This window comes from Acinetobacter sp. ANC_7682, from assembly GCF_056779795.1.
Map to the genome: position 1 here is coordinate 1 of NZ_JBWYIQ010000047.1, position 14,426 is coordinate 14,426.

General features: G+C 35.9%; 12 protein-coding genes and 3 pseudogenes. 11 read left to right on the forward strand and 4 right to left on the reverse strand.

Translation table 11 applies throughout. From position 1 onward, the window contains the following. Together AC1M9D_RS13295 and AC1M9D_RS13300 are read left to right on the forward strand one after the other, a co-directional pair. On the forward strand, positions 1-587 hold a 587-nt coding region (locus AC1M9D_RS13295), incomplete at its 5' end, for a flavin reductase family protein (RefSeq protein WP_481612369.1). A gap of 56 nt (positions 588-643) precedes the next feature. Next, the gene (locus AC1M9D_RS13300; protein ID WP_168397155.1) at positions 644-1,840 is read left to right on the forward strand and encodes a multidrug effflux MFS transporter; all 1,197 of its coding nucleotides are present in this window, start codon (positions 644-646) and stop codon (positions 1,838-1,840) included. Between the two features lie 158 nt (positions 1,841-1,998). On the opposite strand, the pseudogene AC1M9D_RS13305 reads toward AC1M9D_RS13300, so the two are convergent. Then, positions 1,999-2,930 (reverse strand): annotated as a pseudogene (locus AC1M9D_RS13305) (IS5 family transposase). A gap of 386 nt (positions 2,931-3,316) precedes the next feature. Between AC1M9D_RS13305 and AC1M9D_RS13310 the strand changes: the two are divergent. From AC1M9D_RS13310 to AC1M9D_RS13330, 5 genes are all read left to right on the forward strand, one after another. Continuing rightward, complete coding sequence (locus tag AC1M9D_RS13310) at positions 3,317-4,573, forward strand: OprD family outer membrane porin (protein ID WP_481612370.1); 1,257 nt, start codon at positions 3,317-3,319, stop codon at positions 4,571-4,573. A 405-nt stretch (positions 4,574-4,978) separates the two neighbouring features. Continuing rightward, positions 4,979-6,001: an acyl-CoA dehydrogenase family protein gene (locus AC1M9D_RS13315; protein ID WP_481592502.1), complete on the forward strand. Its 1,023-nt coding sequence runs from the start codon at positions 4,979-4,981 to the stop codon at positions 5,999-6,001. Between the two features lie 43 nt (positions 6,002-6,044). Further along, a complete protein-coding gene (locus AC1M9D_RS13320; RefSeq protein WP_171527151.1) occupies positions 6,045-6,539 on the forward strand; it encodes a flavin reductase family protein in 495 nt (164 codons plus the stop codon). A gap of 15 nt (positions 6,540-6,554) precedes the next feature. Next, positions 6,555-7,871, forward strand: coding sequence for an MFS transporter (locus AC1M9D_RS13325; protein WP_481612371.1), 1,317 nt, complete (start codon positions 6,555-6,557; stop codon positions 7,869-7,871). 23 nt (positions 7,872-7,894) lie between these two features. Continuing rightward, positions 7,895-8,629 carry an SDR family NAD(P)-dependent oxidoreductase gene (locus tag AC1M9D_RS13330; protein ID WP_481612372.1) on the forward strand — a complete coding sequence of 245 codons (735 nt, stop codon included), beginning with the start codon at positions 7,895-7,897 and terminating at the stop codon, positions 8,627-8,629. Between the two features lie 68 nt (positions 8,630-8,697). On the opposite strand, the gene AC1M9D_RS13335 is transcribed toward AC1M9D_RS13330, so the two are convergent. Beyond that, on the reverse strand, positions 8,698-9,402 hold the full coding sequence (locus AC1M9D_RS13335) for a nitroreductase (protein ID WP_481612373.1): 705 nt from the start codon (positions 9,400-9,402) through the stop codon (positions 8,698-8,700). 9 nt (positions 9,403-9,411) lie between these two features. Then, positions 9,412-10,314 (reverse strand): LysR family transcriptional regulator, encoded by a 903-nt coding sequence (locus AC1M9D_RS13340; protein WP_481612374.1) that lies wholly within the window; start codon positions 10,312-10,314, stop codon positions 9,412-9,414. Positions 10,315-10,790: 476 nt separating this feature from the next. On the opposite strand from AC1M9D_RS13340, the pseudogene AC1M9D_RS13345 reads away from it, so the two are divergent. Then, a pseudogene (locus AC1M9D_RS13345) lies at positions 10,791-11,663 on the forward strand (LysR family transcriptional regulator). Between the two features lie 119 nt (positions 11,664-11,782). On the opposite strand, the pseudogene AC1M9D_RS13350 reads toward AC1M9D_RS13345, so the two are convergent. Beyond that, positions 11,783-12,348 (reverse strand): annotated as a pseudogene (locus AC1M9D_RS13350) (transposase); the annotation flags it as partial. 245 nt (positions 12,349-12,593) lie between these two features. On the opposite strand from AC1M9D_RS13350, the gene AC1M9D_RS13355 reads away from it, so the two are divergent. The 3 genes from AC1M9D_RS13355 to AC1M9D_RS13365 form a co-directional block, all read left to right on the forward strand. Further along, on the forward strand, positions 12,594-13,721 hold the full coding sequence (locus AC1M9D_RS13355) for an amidase (RefSeq protein WP_168397100.1): 1,128 nt from the start codon (positions 12,594-12,596) through the stop codon (positions 13,719-13,721). Positions 13,722-13,724: 3 nt separating this feature from the next. Continuing rightward, positions 13,725-14,291, forward strand: a complete 567-nt coding sequence (locus AC1M9D_RS13360) for a nuclear transport factor 2 family protein (RefSeq protein WP_481612375.1) — start codon at positions 13,725-13,727, stop codon at positions 14,289-14,291. Positions 14,292-14,300: 9 nt separating this feature from the next. Beyond that, positions 14,301-14,426: hypothetical protein (locus AC1M9D_RS13365; RefSeq protein ID WP_481612376.1), on the forward strand; the 126-nt coding region annotated here is incomplete at its 3' end.

Here is a 14,426-nt window from a genome sequence, read left to right on the forward strand (position 1 = left end):
CCATGGCATATGAGCTACTAGCCCAAGGTAAATCATTTGAATTGCATTATTGTGGCAGTAGTCGCGATCGCTGTGCTTTCGTCGAAGAAATAGAACAGGGACCACTTGCACCATTTACAACCTTCCACTTTAAAGCAGAAGGTTCAAGTCATCGCGAATATCTTAACCAGCATATTAAGCAATTAGATGCTCAATCTCATATCTATACATGTGGCCCGAATGGCTTTATGGATTGGGTCATTGATTTAGCTAAAGTGAATCACTTTGCTGATCAGCAGATTCACAGAGAATATTTTAACGTTGAAACAGATGTCACAGGCGATAGCTTTGAAGTCGTTGCACAGCGCAGTAATAAAATTATTACGGTTGCAGCGGATGAGAGTTTGATCGATGCATTAGCGAGAGAAGGCATAAAGATTGAGAAATCATGTGAACAAGGTGTGTGTGGTACATGTTTGTGTGATGTATTAGAAGGTGAGCCTGACCATCGTGATGTGTATTTAACGGATGAAGAAAAAGAGAGTAATGACCAAATACTTGCATGTTGTTCAAGATCAAAAACCAAACAACTTGTATTGGATATTTAAAATTTTAATTACATATCTTCATTTAAATACTATTTCGATATAAAAAAGGATAATCAATGAAAAATATGCGGCTTCAACAGCAAAGTAGTTATTCATGGGGATGGATTTTACTTTTATCTTTATTAATGGCATTAGGTCCATTATCAGTTGATATGTATTTGCCAGCTTTAAATCATATGGCTGGAGATTTATCTGTTAGTGTGCAAAAAGTTTCAAATACATTGCCTGCATATTTTCTAGGATTAGCTATAGGACAGCTATTGTATGGTCCCATCAGTGACGCAATAGGTCGAAAAACGCCACTGTACATTGGATTAGGAATTTACATTTTCGCAAGTTTACTATGTGTATATGCTCAAGATATAAATCAATTAATGTATCTTAGAATAATACAAGCTCTAGGTGGATGTGTAGGAGTAGTTATAGTAAGGGCAGTTGTTAGGGATTGTCTTACTTTACAAGCATCTGCTCAAGCATTTACTACCTTAATGATGATTTTAGCTATTGCACCAGTGATTGCGCCAAGTATTGGTGCACTTATATTGGAATATTATCATTGGCGCACGATTTTTTTATTATTAGCATTAATGGGTATAGCTTGTCTACTTGGCATTCATTTCTTCTTTAATGAATCACTACCGAAATCACAGCGCACGAAATTCCATATTAAAAAAAGTTTTAATTCCTATGTAGACCTCATAAAAGATCACACATTTTATCTTCCTATGTGTATAGGAGGATTGTCTGGCGGAGTGATGTTTACTTTTTTAAACTCGGCTTCTGCTGTAATGATTGGGGAATTTGATCTAAATGAAAAAGTTTTTGGTTTGATTTTTGGATTAAATGGAATTGGAATAATATTACTTTCATTTCTTAATAAAGTTCTAATAAAGATATGGAATATAAAATCAATTTTATTTTTAGGGTTGATGATTCAAGCACTAGGAGTCTTATTGCTAGGTGTAGGGTGTTTTTACAGCTTTAAGATTTTAGTTTTTATTTCAATATTTATAATAGTTTCTACAATGGGGTTAATAGGTCCAAGTTCATTAGCATTAGCAATGAAAAATCAAAATAAGCGTGCAGGTGCAGCTAGTGCAATGATGGGTAGTATGCATTTTTCCTGTGGTTTAATAAGTGGGATTATTTTAAATTTTATTTTTTTTAATGCTTTAATTAATATGTTTGTTGTTATGAGTATTTTTATTTTAATAGCATTAATACTGTATTTTTATGCTTTAAAGGAATTATAATTTTTTATAAAGGCCTATAAATAATCCCAATCCTGCTTAAGGAAATGACACCACTCATTTTTAAGGTTTATCTATCATTTTGTGATGAAATGTCTATGCTTTGATCGGCTTTGTTGCACAAAGATTTGAAATGCAAAGCGCCCCTAATTGAGCCAAATTTAAGGCGTAACTTGGGTAAGTGGTCGACCTAATTCCGTAATCTGTTGAGGACTGCTACACGTGCATGAATCTCATTGACTTGGTTGTTAAAACTCCTTGCACTGAGTTTATCTCCTAATAATTTAATGCAGTGCATTTTAGTTTCAACCAAACTTCGCCGATGATAGCCTGACCATTTTTTCCATAGTGTCCTGCCTAAACGTTTAACTGTTCGAAGTAATTCATTTCGCTCTAGCGAGCTAAGCTTTGTATCTTTCCATGGTTCCGCATTTTTTCTAGGTGGAATCACCGCATGTGCTTGCCGATCTGCAATGACCTGACGGCATTGCTTGGTGTCATAAGCTCCATCGGTATAAACAGAGTCAATCTGCTCATCTTGTGGAATCTGATTAAGTAAATCACCAAGCACCTGTGAATCACTGACATTATTGGTTGTAAGCTGAATTGCTCGTATTTGTAGGGTTTTAACATCTATACCAATATGAAGTTTACGCCATTGGCGACGATATTTAGGTCCATGTTTCTTGCATTTCCATTCGCCCTCACCTAGAAACTTCATGCCTGTAGAGTCTACGAGTAGATGCAGCCCATCGCTACTTTTTTGGTAGCTGATTGCAATATCAATATGCTTTTTTCTTCTACAAAGCGTGGTGTAATCTGGTGCTGTCCAATTTAATCCGCAAAGTTTAATCAGACTTTGCACAAAGCCAGTGACCATACGTAAAGACAGACGGAATAAGGATTTAATCATTAAGCAGCATTGGATGGCTGCATCGGAGTAGGTTTGATTTCGCCCTTGTTTGCCTTTTGATGGAGCATACCATTGCGTAGCAGGATCAAACCAAATAGTAATATTTCCGTGATGAATGAGTGCTCGGTTATATGCGGGCCAATTGGTTGTGCGGTAGATTTTATGTGTAGGCTTCTTCATTCGTAAATTATATTATTGAAGAAGCCCTTAAGAACAGCTTTGTGCAATAAAGCCGCTTTGATCTAATAACACTAAAAATTAATCATAAAATTACGTTTATATCATGATTTTAAAGAAAATACTTATCCGCGATTCGGGTTATAAATAGAGATTATTTTAAATATTATATTATTACTTTGGTTTATTGGGGATAATATTTTTATTTTATTTTTTTATATATAGAGTGTTTAATTGTTTTTAAATCAGATCATTTTGCTTTTAGCTATTTTAATAAAAATATTATTAAATGGAAGTTTGCAAAAATTCTAAATATTATTAATTTAATTTTTAGGGATCTGTTTTTGGCTATTAATGGGTATTCAGTAGAATAATGTGATAGGTACCATATGTCGAAACAGTTAAAACTTACTCAATCAGTAATAATATTAATATTTGCTAGTACGGCCATGATTCAAGTACATGCAGATTTCATCGAAGACAGTAAAACCAGTCTTAATCTTAGAAATTTTTATTTTGATCGATCCTATGATCAAGATCATCTGCCAGCATTTGGCAGCTGGACACAAGGGGCAAACCTAATTTTTGAATCAGGCTATACTGATACGCCGCTTCAAGTGGGATTGGACGCGAGTATTCGTTATGCTGTTTTACTTGATAGTGAACATCGTCAGACCAGTGACTTGATCGTGCCTTATGATCCTGCCAAAGGTGAATTAAAAAGTGATTATGCTAAATATGGCGTCACCCTAAAATTAAAAGCAGGTAATACTGAATTAAAAGTTGGCGAATTGTTGCCAAGAACACCTATTGTGTATTTTGATGATTCAAGACAGTTGGTGACATCTTTAGCTGGAGCCATGCTAGAAAATAAGGATATTCAGAATTTAAAAGTTACTGCAGGGCGTATTACATATACAAATGCCCGTAATGATGACGAATACCGTAAATTGAGTATGCAGACTGCGGGGCCTGTCAAGGAAAGTGATGGACTAAATCTATTCGGTCTGGATTATGAACTTACTCTAGACTTGTCGACATCTTACTGGTTTGGTCAACTGGAAGATATTTACCAGCAACATTATGTAGGCGTTAATTATAAAAAACAGCTGGATCAAACCAAAGTCAAATTCGACTTGAGCTATTTCTATAATGAAGAGGATGGTGATGCCTATTATGGAAAGATTGACAGTCAAGTCTTGGGGGGAATGACCACACTTCAGCATCAGAATCACCGGTTTACGGTCGGTCTGCAAAAGAACATCGGAGACAGTAGTTTCCCTTTACTGACCGGTTATTCTCCACAACCGTATTTACAGGCTTGGTCTATCCTGCCATTTAATAATCCAGAAGAGTCTATTTGGCATTTCAGTTATATCTATGACTTCAAAGACTGGAGCCTACCAGGGGTTAAGACGCGGTTTGCCTATCATCATGGTGATGGTATCCAGCGCAAAGGTCTTGCAGATAACAAGGAAATTGAACGCGTATTCAGCCTATTATACCACCCAAATCAGGGCTGGTTTAAAGGATTAGGATTTGAATGGCGCTATACCGATGCAGATATTAAATATGGCGCAGGGATGGAATCAGGTAAGAGTTTTGAGGAACACCGTTTAATCACCTCTTATACCTTCAAGTTCTAAAAATTGTAGTAATCCTCATTGAGGTGGTATTCACCTGCTTACAGGCCCTAGATCTAGGGCCTGTAATTTTTTCTGTGGGTCTTAAATAATTTTAAGCCTAATTTAGTTGTTGTTTTGTTAAAAATATATATAAAACAAAAAGATAAATTCTTTATTCGTGCTATTTATTTTAGTAAAAAAACATAAATGACAGTTATTTGTTCTAGGGAGATTTTAAAACTATAAGTAAGGATATCTGATCATTATCCTTAAGGAATATCCATGTATACCATCGAGCGACTTTACGATTCCATTTGTCTGGAGGAAAGTAAAAAGTCTGAGTTTGAAGAATTGCTCAAACAAGTTGCAGTAGAAAGTACGTCATTTTCGGAACTGTCCTTTATTCCACAGCATATAGTTGATTTGATGAAAAAGGCCGGATTTTTCCGTGTTTCAGTACCCCGTATTTTTGGCGGTAATGCAGGCAATCCACTACCATTTTTACAGTCTTTGGAAAAACTAGCTTCTGTAGATGGCTCTGCTGCCTGGGTAGCCAGTTTTGGTTCATCAAATTATTACCTAGCTGCTTTACCTATCGAAACCCAGAAAATCATTTATCAGGATGGCCCAGATCAGATTTTTGCCGGAGGTCTGTTCCCGGTACAGTCAGCTACTCGTATTGATAATGGCTGGGAAGTTTCGGGAACTTGGAAATTTTCCAGTGGTTCTAAAACAGCAGATTGGTTAGGTGTCGGTATTTGTGAAAGTGCCAGTGGTGGTTTCCAGGACCGTCCACGAACCGTAATTCTTCCTAAAGACAAAGTCGAGGTATCAGAAAACTGGGATGTTTTTGGCATGGAAGGTACGGGTAGCCATGACTTAAAAATTACTGAGCAGTTTGTTACTGAAGACTGGTCGTTTGTCCGTGGTGCACCTGCGTTGGTGGATGAACCTCTGTATCACATTCCAACGGTAGCTTTCTCCGGTCAGGTGCATACGGTGGTAGCACTTGGTTTGGCTTTTGCAGCGATTCAAGAACTTTTACAGATTTGTAAGGGACAGACCACGACTGGTGCACCAAAATTGGCTGATCGTGCTTATTTCCGTATGGCTTTATCCAAAAATACAGCATCTTTCCTCAGTGTTCGCAGTTATTTCTATGAGATCTGTCATCGTGTCTGGGGGGAAATTGAGAAAGGCAACGAGATTTGCAAAGCGCTAGAAAATGAAATGCGTCTTTCAGCAACCTATACCGCGCATTCCTGTGCCGACATTGTCAAAAACTGCTACAGCATTTCCGGCATTAACGCCATTTTCAAACGTCAGAAGATGCAAAAAATTCTAAGAGATGTGCTGGTTATTACTCAGCATGCGCATATCAATGAATCTGTATTTGATGGCGCAGGGGCAGTGATGACTAAAACAGAGCCATTCAAAGGATATATCTAACAGCAGGACATGAAATTCATCAAACAAATAAGAGGAAAAAATTTTGATTAATACACGTGATTTTAGAAATGCATTAAGTAAATTTCCGACGGGTGTCACTATTATTACAGCTTATGACAAGAACGGAGAAAAAATCGGCGTTACAGCTAATAGCTTCAATTCAGTATCTATGGAACCACCTTTGGTGTTATGGAGTATTGATAAAAATGCCTACACTTATGAGTCTTTTACTCAAGGAGGATATTTTACTATTCATATATTGCGTAAAGAACAATTAGAACTGTCTAACCGTTTTGCACGTCGTGGTGTCGATAAATTTGCTGGCATAGAATTGCATCAGGACAGTCAGCAAGCACCTCGTTTGGCTAACGTGTCAGCTTGGTTTGAATGCCGTTTATGGAATGTCTGTGATGCTGGGGACCATGCCATCGTGATTGGAGAAGTGTTGCAATATGGTTATGAGCAGGATGTTGATCCATTGGTTTTTTGTAATGGAACATATGCCATACATGAGACTCATCCTTTATTAAAAATATAGTAGGGAGTAACAATAATGTCTATACCAGTGACAAAAAATGCAATTAGTACCAATATGGAACCATCAGCTATTACAACCAAGCTGGTAGTATTCCTATGTTTTATCGCGATGATATCTGAAGGCTACGATATCGCAATTATGGGGGTCATTATTCCGACCCTCTTACAGGAGGCGAGTTGGAATGTAACTGCCGTGCACATGGGTTATATTGGCAGTGCAGCTTTTTTTGGAACACTTATTGGGTGCTATCTTTTTAGCGCGTTAAGCGATCTATATGGACGTAAAAAACTATTAATTGCATGTCTGATTATTTTTTCTACTTCAATGATCGGGGCTGCCATGGCACAAGATCCGATTAGCTTTGTAATTGCTCGTGGTATTTGTGGTATCGGGGTCGGGGGTATTATTCCAATTGCCTGTGCTTTAACTTCTGAATATTCTGATGAAAAAAATAAGAACTTCTATTTCGCCCTAATGTATTGTGGTTATCCAGCTGGTGCATTACTAGCAGCATTGGTGGGAATGTTCTATCTGGATCAGCATGGATGGCGAACATTGGTGGCAGCAGGTGCATTACCATTATTATTAGTACCTGTATTTATCAAATTTCTTCCAGAATCCATTTCTTTCCTGCTCAGTCATGGTCGTAAAAAAGATGCTTTGCAACTGGCTGATAAAATCGGAATCTCACAGAATTCAATTGAAAGCTATCAGGTGAGCAAAGAAGATAAAGTTAATATTTTCTCTTTACTGAAAGAAATGTTCTCGGTCAGGCACTTGCGTGCAACAACCTTATTTTGGAGTTCACAGATTGCAACTGTACTTGGTGTATATGGCCTGAGTACGTGGTTACCACAAATTATGAAGGCTAATGGTTATGGAATTAGTTCCAGCATTTCTTTTCTAGCCATCTTTATGCTTGCTGCAGGTCTAGGCTCACTATTTATTGGGCGTTTGACAGATCGTTTTAATACTCGTAAAACAATTGTACTGTTCTATCTCATAGGTGCAGTCGCTATTTTCGGCCTATCCTTTAACTATAATATTGCCATAACTTATGTGCTCGTTTTTTTAGCTGGTATGGGTATAATCGGTGTAGGAATGGTGCAGCTAGGCTATATCACGCATTACTATCCTACTAAGATTCGTGCCAGCGCCGCTGGATGGGCTATTGGTGTGGGTCGTATTGGGGCGATTATGGGACCGATTGTTGGTGGCTATCTGATGGCAAATGGCTCTAATACCAGTGCCAATTTTTACCTCTTCTCTGCGGCAGCCCTGATCGCTGCCATTAGTATTTTCTTTACACCCAAAAATATTGGTAATCACTAAGTTAGGATGGGAGGGTTTTGTATATGGACAAGGTGATTCTCATCACGGGTGCGGGGGAAGGTATCGGATTTACAATTGCAGAATATCTGGTGAGCCAACAGTATCAGGTAATTTTAACTGATGTTACACTTGCGAAAGCTGAAGCAGCAGTAGCAAAGCTGGCAGTGAATAATGCATTTGCTCTCAAACTGGATATCACTGATCAAGTAGATTTTAATGCAGTATCTGGCTGGATTAAAGAAAAGTTTAGCAAGTTGGATGTGCTAATTAACAATGCAGCTATGACCAAAACCACTCCATTGTTTGAAATCTCGGCTGAGGAATTTGTGGAAATTAGTCGAATCAACCAAATGGGAACTTTCTTGGCCTGTCAACTTTTTGGACAATGGATGGCACAGCAGGGGCAGGGACGTATTATCAATATGTCTTCTCTTGCAGGCCAGAATGGTGGTATCGCTGTGGGAGCACACTATGCCATTTCTGAAGGTGCCATTTTGACTATGACCAAACTATTTGCCAAGGCACTGGCTGGATCAGGGGTTACAGTTAATGCCATTGCCTGTGGTCCGGTAGATTCACCCGCATTTCACCGTCTTGTGCAGGCGGATGAAATTCCGGAGATTCTGAAATCAATACCAGTGCATCAATTAGGTGATATGAGCTTTATTGCACAAACCATTGAGTTGTTAATCCAAAATAATTCAGGATTTGTTACTGGAGCAACTTGGGATATGAATGGTGGTCTATTGATGCGTTAATCTGGTGATAGGAGTGGCTCTCAAATAAAAAAATCATCTATGGATGATTTTTTTTATAGTTAAACAGATTAATCTAAAAATATAGCGAATTCGTCTACTGGAACTCGAGAGGTTTGAGAACTATTAATAATATGAGAAGGATCAGCATAACCGAGAGCCATTCCACAGACTAGTTCTTCATTCTTATCTGCATTGAGATGATTAAGTACGATAGAGTGGAACTTATTCCATGCAGCTTGTGGGCAAGTATCAAGTCCTCTAGCTTTGGCGCACAACATTACATTCTGCATTATCATCGAAATATCCATTTTAGAACCAATACCTAAAGAGCGATCTACAGTAAAGAAAAGACCTACAGGTGCACCAAAGAATTCATAATTATGTAAAAGTTGTGCTTGCATTTTGGCATGATCATTTTTACTGATTTTGAGTAGCCCATATAACCATAAACCATTTTCTTTTCTTCGGTCTAAAAAAGGTGGTTGCCAAACTTTTGGATAGTAAGCAAAACTTTCTTGATATTGGTCAGCCAAAGAAGGTTTTTCAAAAATATTCTTTTGCACTTGGCAAACCTCTTTCACTAGATCGAGACGTTTTTGCCCAGTTACGATGTATACTTTCCAAGGTTGTGTATTGGTACCGGAAGGTGCTCGAGAAGCAACTTTTAAAATATCTCTAATGATTTGCAGGTCAACAGCTTGATCTAGAAAAGCTCTGGCAGCATATCTAGATTGAATCACCTGATCAAAAAGCTGAATATCATTTGAATCCATGTATAATCCTTATAAAGTAGTAGCTTTAAAATTATTTAAAATAATTTCTCTCATCCACTTAATGGAGTAATCATTTTTAAATAACTTGTGATAATAAAGATTAATATCAATAATATTTTTTGATATATTAATATCTCTAATAACAAATTGATTGTCGTAATTAAATCTTTTAGAAAAAGATTTTGGTATAATAACGCCATAATCTGTTTTACTTACAATTTCCGGGGCAACTGAGTAATTAGGGATATTTAATATTACCTTTTTTTCAAAATCATTATTAATATTTTTAATAAGATCAGTATGTCCTGTGGTTAAGGATTTGACCCCTACTAATTCTATGTTTTTAAGAATAATATCAATTTTTTCATTGCAGTAAGGATGCTCATCCCTAATCATTAAAACAAATTTATCATCAAATAGTTTTTCACATATTATATTATCTTTACAGTTTTTTAAGACTGGAAGATGACCAATTGAAAAGTCAATTTTTCCATCACGCATTGCGTGCACTAAGTCATTTTGTTGTGTTTGAATAACATCAATATTTATTTTATTGTTAGTTTCTTCCATCAATAAACAGAGTGAAGGTATGAAATAAGATTGACACATATCAGACATAGAAAATATAAAATTATTTTTAATTCTTAATAGATTTGTATCAGGCAAAGTAGAAAGAATTAACTCCTTAGAATTGAGTAAATTATTAGAAATATTTTCTGAGAGAGTGGTTGGTAACATTCTTCCTTCTGTACGAATAAAAAGTTGATCATTATACAGATTTCGTAGTTTTTTTAGCGAATGGCTAATGGCTGGTTGGCTAATTTGTAATAATTCAGCCGTCTTCGTCAAGCTACCCGTTTCATATAATGCACAAAAAATTCGTACAAGATTAAAGTCAAACTTTACATCCATCAATGTGTCCTTTTATCGTATAAGCTTATATTAAATTAAGCAAAATTCATTCCATGAATATCGAACCTATTAGTTTATTTTTCACTTATAATATAAAAATTACTCAATTTAAATAGTAATTTATGTTTCTATAAAAAATTTCCTTAAATTAGCATTTAAATTTACATGGTAGATTATTAAATAATATTTTATATTATTAATATATTTTGTTGGAAGTTTAATACACCTTGACTTAGCAAGATGTATTATTCTTTAAAAATGAAATAATGATTTGATTGAAAAACTCTGGTTGCTCAATATTTGAAATTTGTGAGGGCGTATGGTTGGGATATCGATAAGCAACGTTTCTATTGATCTGAACATATCGCTATATAATCCATTATTCGATATCACATACCATATTTGAATTTATTTTGCGAAAATAGGCTATAAATAGTATTTTAATATACTTAAAAAGTATTTAATGGGGCGATTCAATGGAACTGAAAACTTTAAAATATTTTGTAGCTGTAGTAGAAGAGAAAAGTATAACTAAAGCTGCCTCGAAATTGTGTATGGCACAGCCTCCTTTAACGCGTCAAATTAAAAATTTAGAGGCTGAACTAGGGGTAACATTATTTGAACGAGGAATACGTCCAGTAAAAACAACAGAAGTAGGACAATATTTTTATCAGTATGCTGTTCAAATATTAACCTTGTCTGCACATGCTAAATCAATGGTAAATAGATATAAAGTAACCGATAAAACAGTACGAATAGGCTATGTAAGCTATTTATTGGAAATTACCAGAATTAATTGATTATCTAAGAAGCCACATTAATGGAGTTAAAGTTGAGTTGGTTGAGTGTGGAACAAGCGATCAAGTTGAAGCTTTAAAACTTGGAAAATTGATATTGGATTTGGAAGACTAGGAATTAGTGATCCTTCAATAAAAAGAAAAATTTTAGAACATGAAAAGCTTTTACCTGCAGTACATAATAATTATGCATTAGACCACTATCATAATGAAGGTATTTTCTTATCACAAATATTAAATGAAATCATATATATGTACCCAAATACCCCTAAGCCAAATTTTTCAACTTTTATTCAGAATATTTTCTCTGAATTAGACCTAATACCACAAAATTTGACTGAAGTAAGGGAAATTCATAAGGCACTCGGATTGGTTTCATCAGGTGAGGGAGTATGTATTATTCCAAAAAGTGCAAGCGCTATTGGTATACAAAACTTAAAGTTTCTTCCCATCCTAGATGAGGAAGCGTACAGCCCAATCACGTTGGCTTATCGAAGTATAGATAATAATGAATATATTCAGCAGATTTTAGAATACATGAGTGATTTTTAGAAATATTGAAATTGTATTTCTCCTATCTAATAAACTCTATGAAGGAGCTGTTGATATTTAATAATGATAATTAGATAAAGACGCAGCCTTAAAGTGATAGAAGTTTCATAGTTCTATGAATAGCCATGATCCGCATAAAGCTTTGCTTCTAAGCCTTCAATTAAATGCTCAACCATTTTGATGTCAGCAATATGCCTATTGGATAGTGCTGAGCTTACGATCTCGCCAAATTGATACATCACGATATGTAATTTACAGCCATAAAACCAACCCATCGAACTTTTACCACGAGATACAGTTCTGACTAATGATTTATGGCTTTGAATTCGTTAATTTTTGTAGAACGGTAAAGTGGTTGAGTCAACCCATAAATATCGGCCATGTTGGCTTCTCATCAAGGTGACATGTAACGCGTGTAGTGCCAACTGATGTGTATCATCCGTTGGTAACAGGGTAAGTTTTTAAATAAAAACTTTTATCCTGCTTCACCAATGAAAAGAGTGCTTTGAAGTTGTGGAAGTGACAAAGATTTATACTAAATGGTAATAAAGGTAATTTCTGAGAGACTTAGTTGGGTCTGTCAGATTTTTAAATAGCGCCGACTTTGCTTAAGAAATTTCTAATAAGTTGCTTCAAATTTAAGAAAAAAGTCATCAATTACACAGAATAATTTGGTATGAGCCATATATGGTGCAATAAATCAGGACTAGGGCTTTAGTTTTGGGGTGATAACTCAACTGATGGCACTAGTCCTTTTATTTTTAAAGTCAATTTCTTATCCGCGATTCAGGTTGTATATATTTTAATAGTAAGGTTTTTACTATAAGCAGGAATTATTTGTAGGAAAGGAATAGCCTCTGTATAAATTAAATCAATTGAATAGTGAAATATTTTCTTGTGACATTTCACTAGGGAATTAGGGGAGGTGAAATGAGTTCAATCATAAAATATTTAAATATTGGTAATGGAGATATCAAGGTTGTTGTTAAGGATACTATAGACATTGAAGGAACAATTACTACAGCTGCTAGTAAGGCTTTTGAACATAATCCTAAGGCACTAGTTAATGCACAAGTAGTCACGAATATTCTTGAAAATAATTGTCGAATTGTAGGCAAAGCTAATTTACATGAACTTGCTTTTGGTGTTACTGGAGTTAATGAGTTAACCGGAACACCTATTAATCCCCATTATCCTGAGCTTATTCCAGGTGGATCATCGAGCGGGTCTGCGACAGCTGTTGCCGAAAAACTCTGTGACTTCTCTATCGGAACTGATACCGGGGGGTCTATCCGTTTACCTGCAGCCTGTTGTGGAATTTACGGACTTAAACCAACATTTGGTAGGGTAAGCCGTCAAGGTATTCTTCCTGAATCATCTACGCTGGATTGTGTTGGGCCCTTTGCAAATGAGATGACCATGCTGATCCAGGCTATGACAATTATTGATCCTACCTTTAGCTCGGAGAAATTGCTCTTTAATCAGAATATTAAACCACGAATAGGGGTATTAAAAGTTCATGCTGATAAATTTATTTGGCAAAGTATCGAAAAGCTCATTAATCAAGTCGAAAATATTCAGTTTGAAGAAATTGAATTAAATCTATTTCAAGCTGCTCATGAGGCTGGAATGACATTAATAAGCTATGAAAATTGGCAGTCATTCTCGTATCTAATACATACTGAAAAATTAGGACCAGATGTTTATAAACGGTTAACATCGTCTGTAAATATTACGCTAGATCAATATAAAAAAGCCCAAGAGATTCAAAGTCAATTCAAACAAGAATTAGAACAAATTTTACAAGAATTTGATGCTGTGCTCTTACCCACTTTACCTATTATTCCTCCTAAAGTGAGTGAAATTACAGATTCATTAAAGTTGCTTAATCTAACAGCTTATGTACGTCCTTTTAATGTTTCAGGTCATCCTGCAATCTCAATTCCGTTACAAACCGAACAAGCAGAACCAGTTGGTTTGCAATTGGTTTCAGGGCTAAACCAAGACGAAAAGTTATGTGCAATTGCACAGCTGTTTGAAAAATATATTAAGGATTAATTTATGAGGCAAGAAATTGATATTGAAGAAATATTATTTAGATTAGAGCAGCTAGAATCTCAGCAGTCAATTCGTAATTGTATAAATCGCTACATGGAAATCTGTGACCATCTAGATGCAAATACAGATCTTGATGAGCTTATGGCGCTATTTGATGCTGACAGTATTTGGGAAGGCATTGGTGAGAAATACAGTAAAAGTTTTGGGCGTTATGTAACATGGCAATCCATTTATGACATGTTTAAAAGCTATACCCAAAAAGATTCACATTTTCTCATGAATGCTCATTTTGTGAGTTCCGAGCAAATTTATGTTGAAGGTACAAGCGCAAAGGGGAGTTGGTTGATGCTTCAGACCTCAACGTTTAAGCATCAGCAAAGCAGCCATCTTAATGCAGCCAAATTGACCATTCAGTTTCGTAAAGACTCAAAGGGTCAATGGAAGATCAAACACTTTCAAACAGAAAACATTTTTAGTCGTCCTGTAGATCACTGGCACAGCCTTGCTGAATTGCCAGTACCCGAAGCCCAAAGCACAGACGTAAAAGCTTATGACGCATTAAGTAAATAGGAAATAGATATGAACAGCCTGATTCCAACACAAAATATTGAAACTGATTACAACGAACTGGTTCAAAGTGACCGTGTACATACTTCGCTGTATAAAGATTCAGCCATTTTTGAAGAAGAAATGGAAAAAATCTTT

Coding starts and splice junctions, on each gene's coding strand:
- AC1M9D_RS13340 (WP_481612374.1), bottom strand. CDS start 10,314: ATGGATGTAAAGTTTGACTTTAATCTTGTACGAATTTTTTGTGCATTA.
- AC1M9D_RS13360 (WP_481612375.1), top strand. CDS start 13,725: ATGAGGCAAGAAATTGATATTGAAGAAATATTATTTAGATTAGAGCAG.
- AC1M9D_RS13355 (WP_168397100.1), top strand. CDS start 12,594: ATGAGTTCAATCATAAAATATTTAAATATTGGTAATGGAGATATCAAG.
- AC1M9D_RS13300 (WP_168397155.1), top strand. CDS start 644: ATGAAAAATATGCGGCTTCAACAGCAAAGTAGTTATTCATGGGGATGG.
- AC1M9D_RS13325 (WP_481612371.1), top strand. CDS start 6,555: ATGTCTATACCAGTGACAAAAAATGCAATTAGTACCAATATGGAACCA.
- AC1M9D_RS13315 (WP_481592502.1), top strand. CDS start 4,979: ATGAAAAAGGCCGGATTTTTCCGTGTTTCAGTACCCCGTATTTTTGGC.
- AC1M9D_RS13310 (WP_481612370.1), top strand. CDS start 3,317: ATGTCGAAACAGTTAAAACTTACTCAATCAGTAATAATATTAATATTT.
- AC1M9D_RS13335 (WP_481612373.1), bottom strand. CDS start 9,402: ATGGATTCAAATGATATTCAGCTTTTTGATCAGGTGATTCAATCTAGA.
- AC1M9D_RS13330 (WP_481612372.1), top strand. CDS start 7,895: ATGGACAAGGTGATTCTCATCACGGGTGCGGGGGAAGGTATCGGATTT.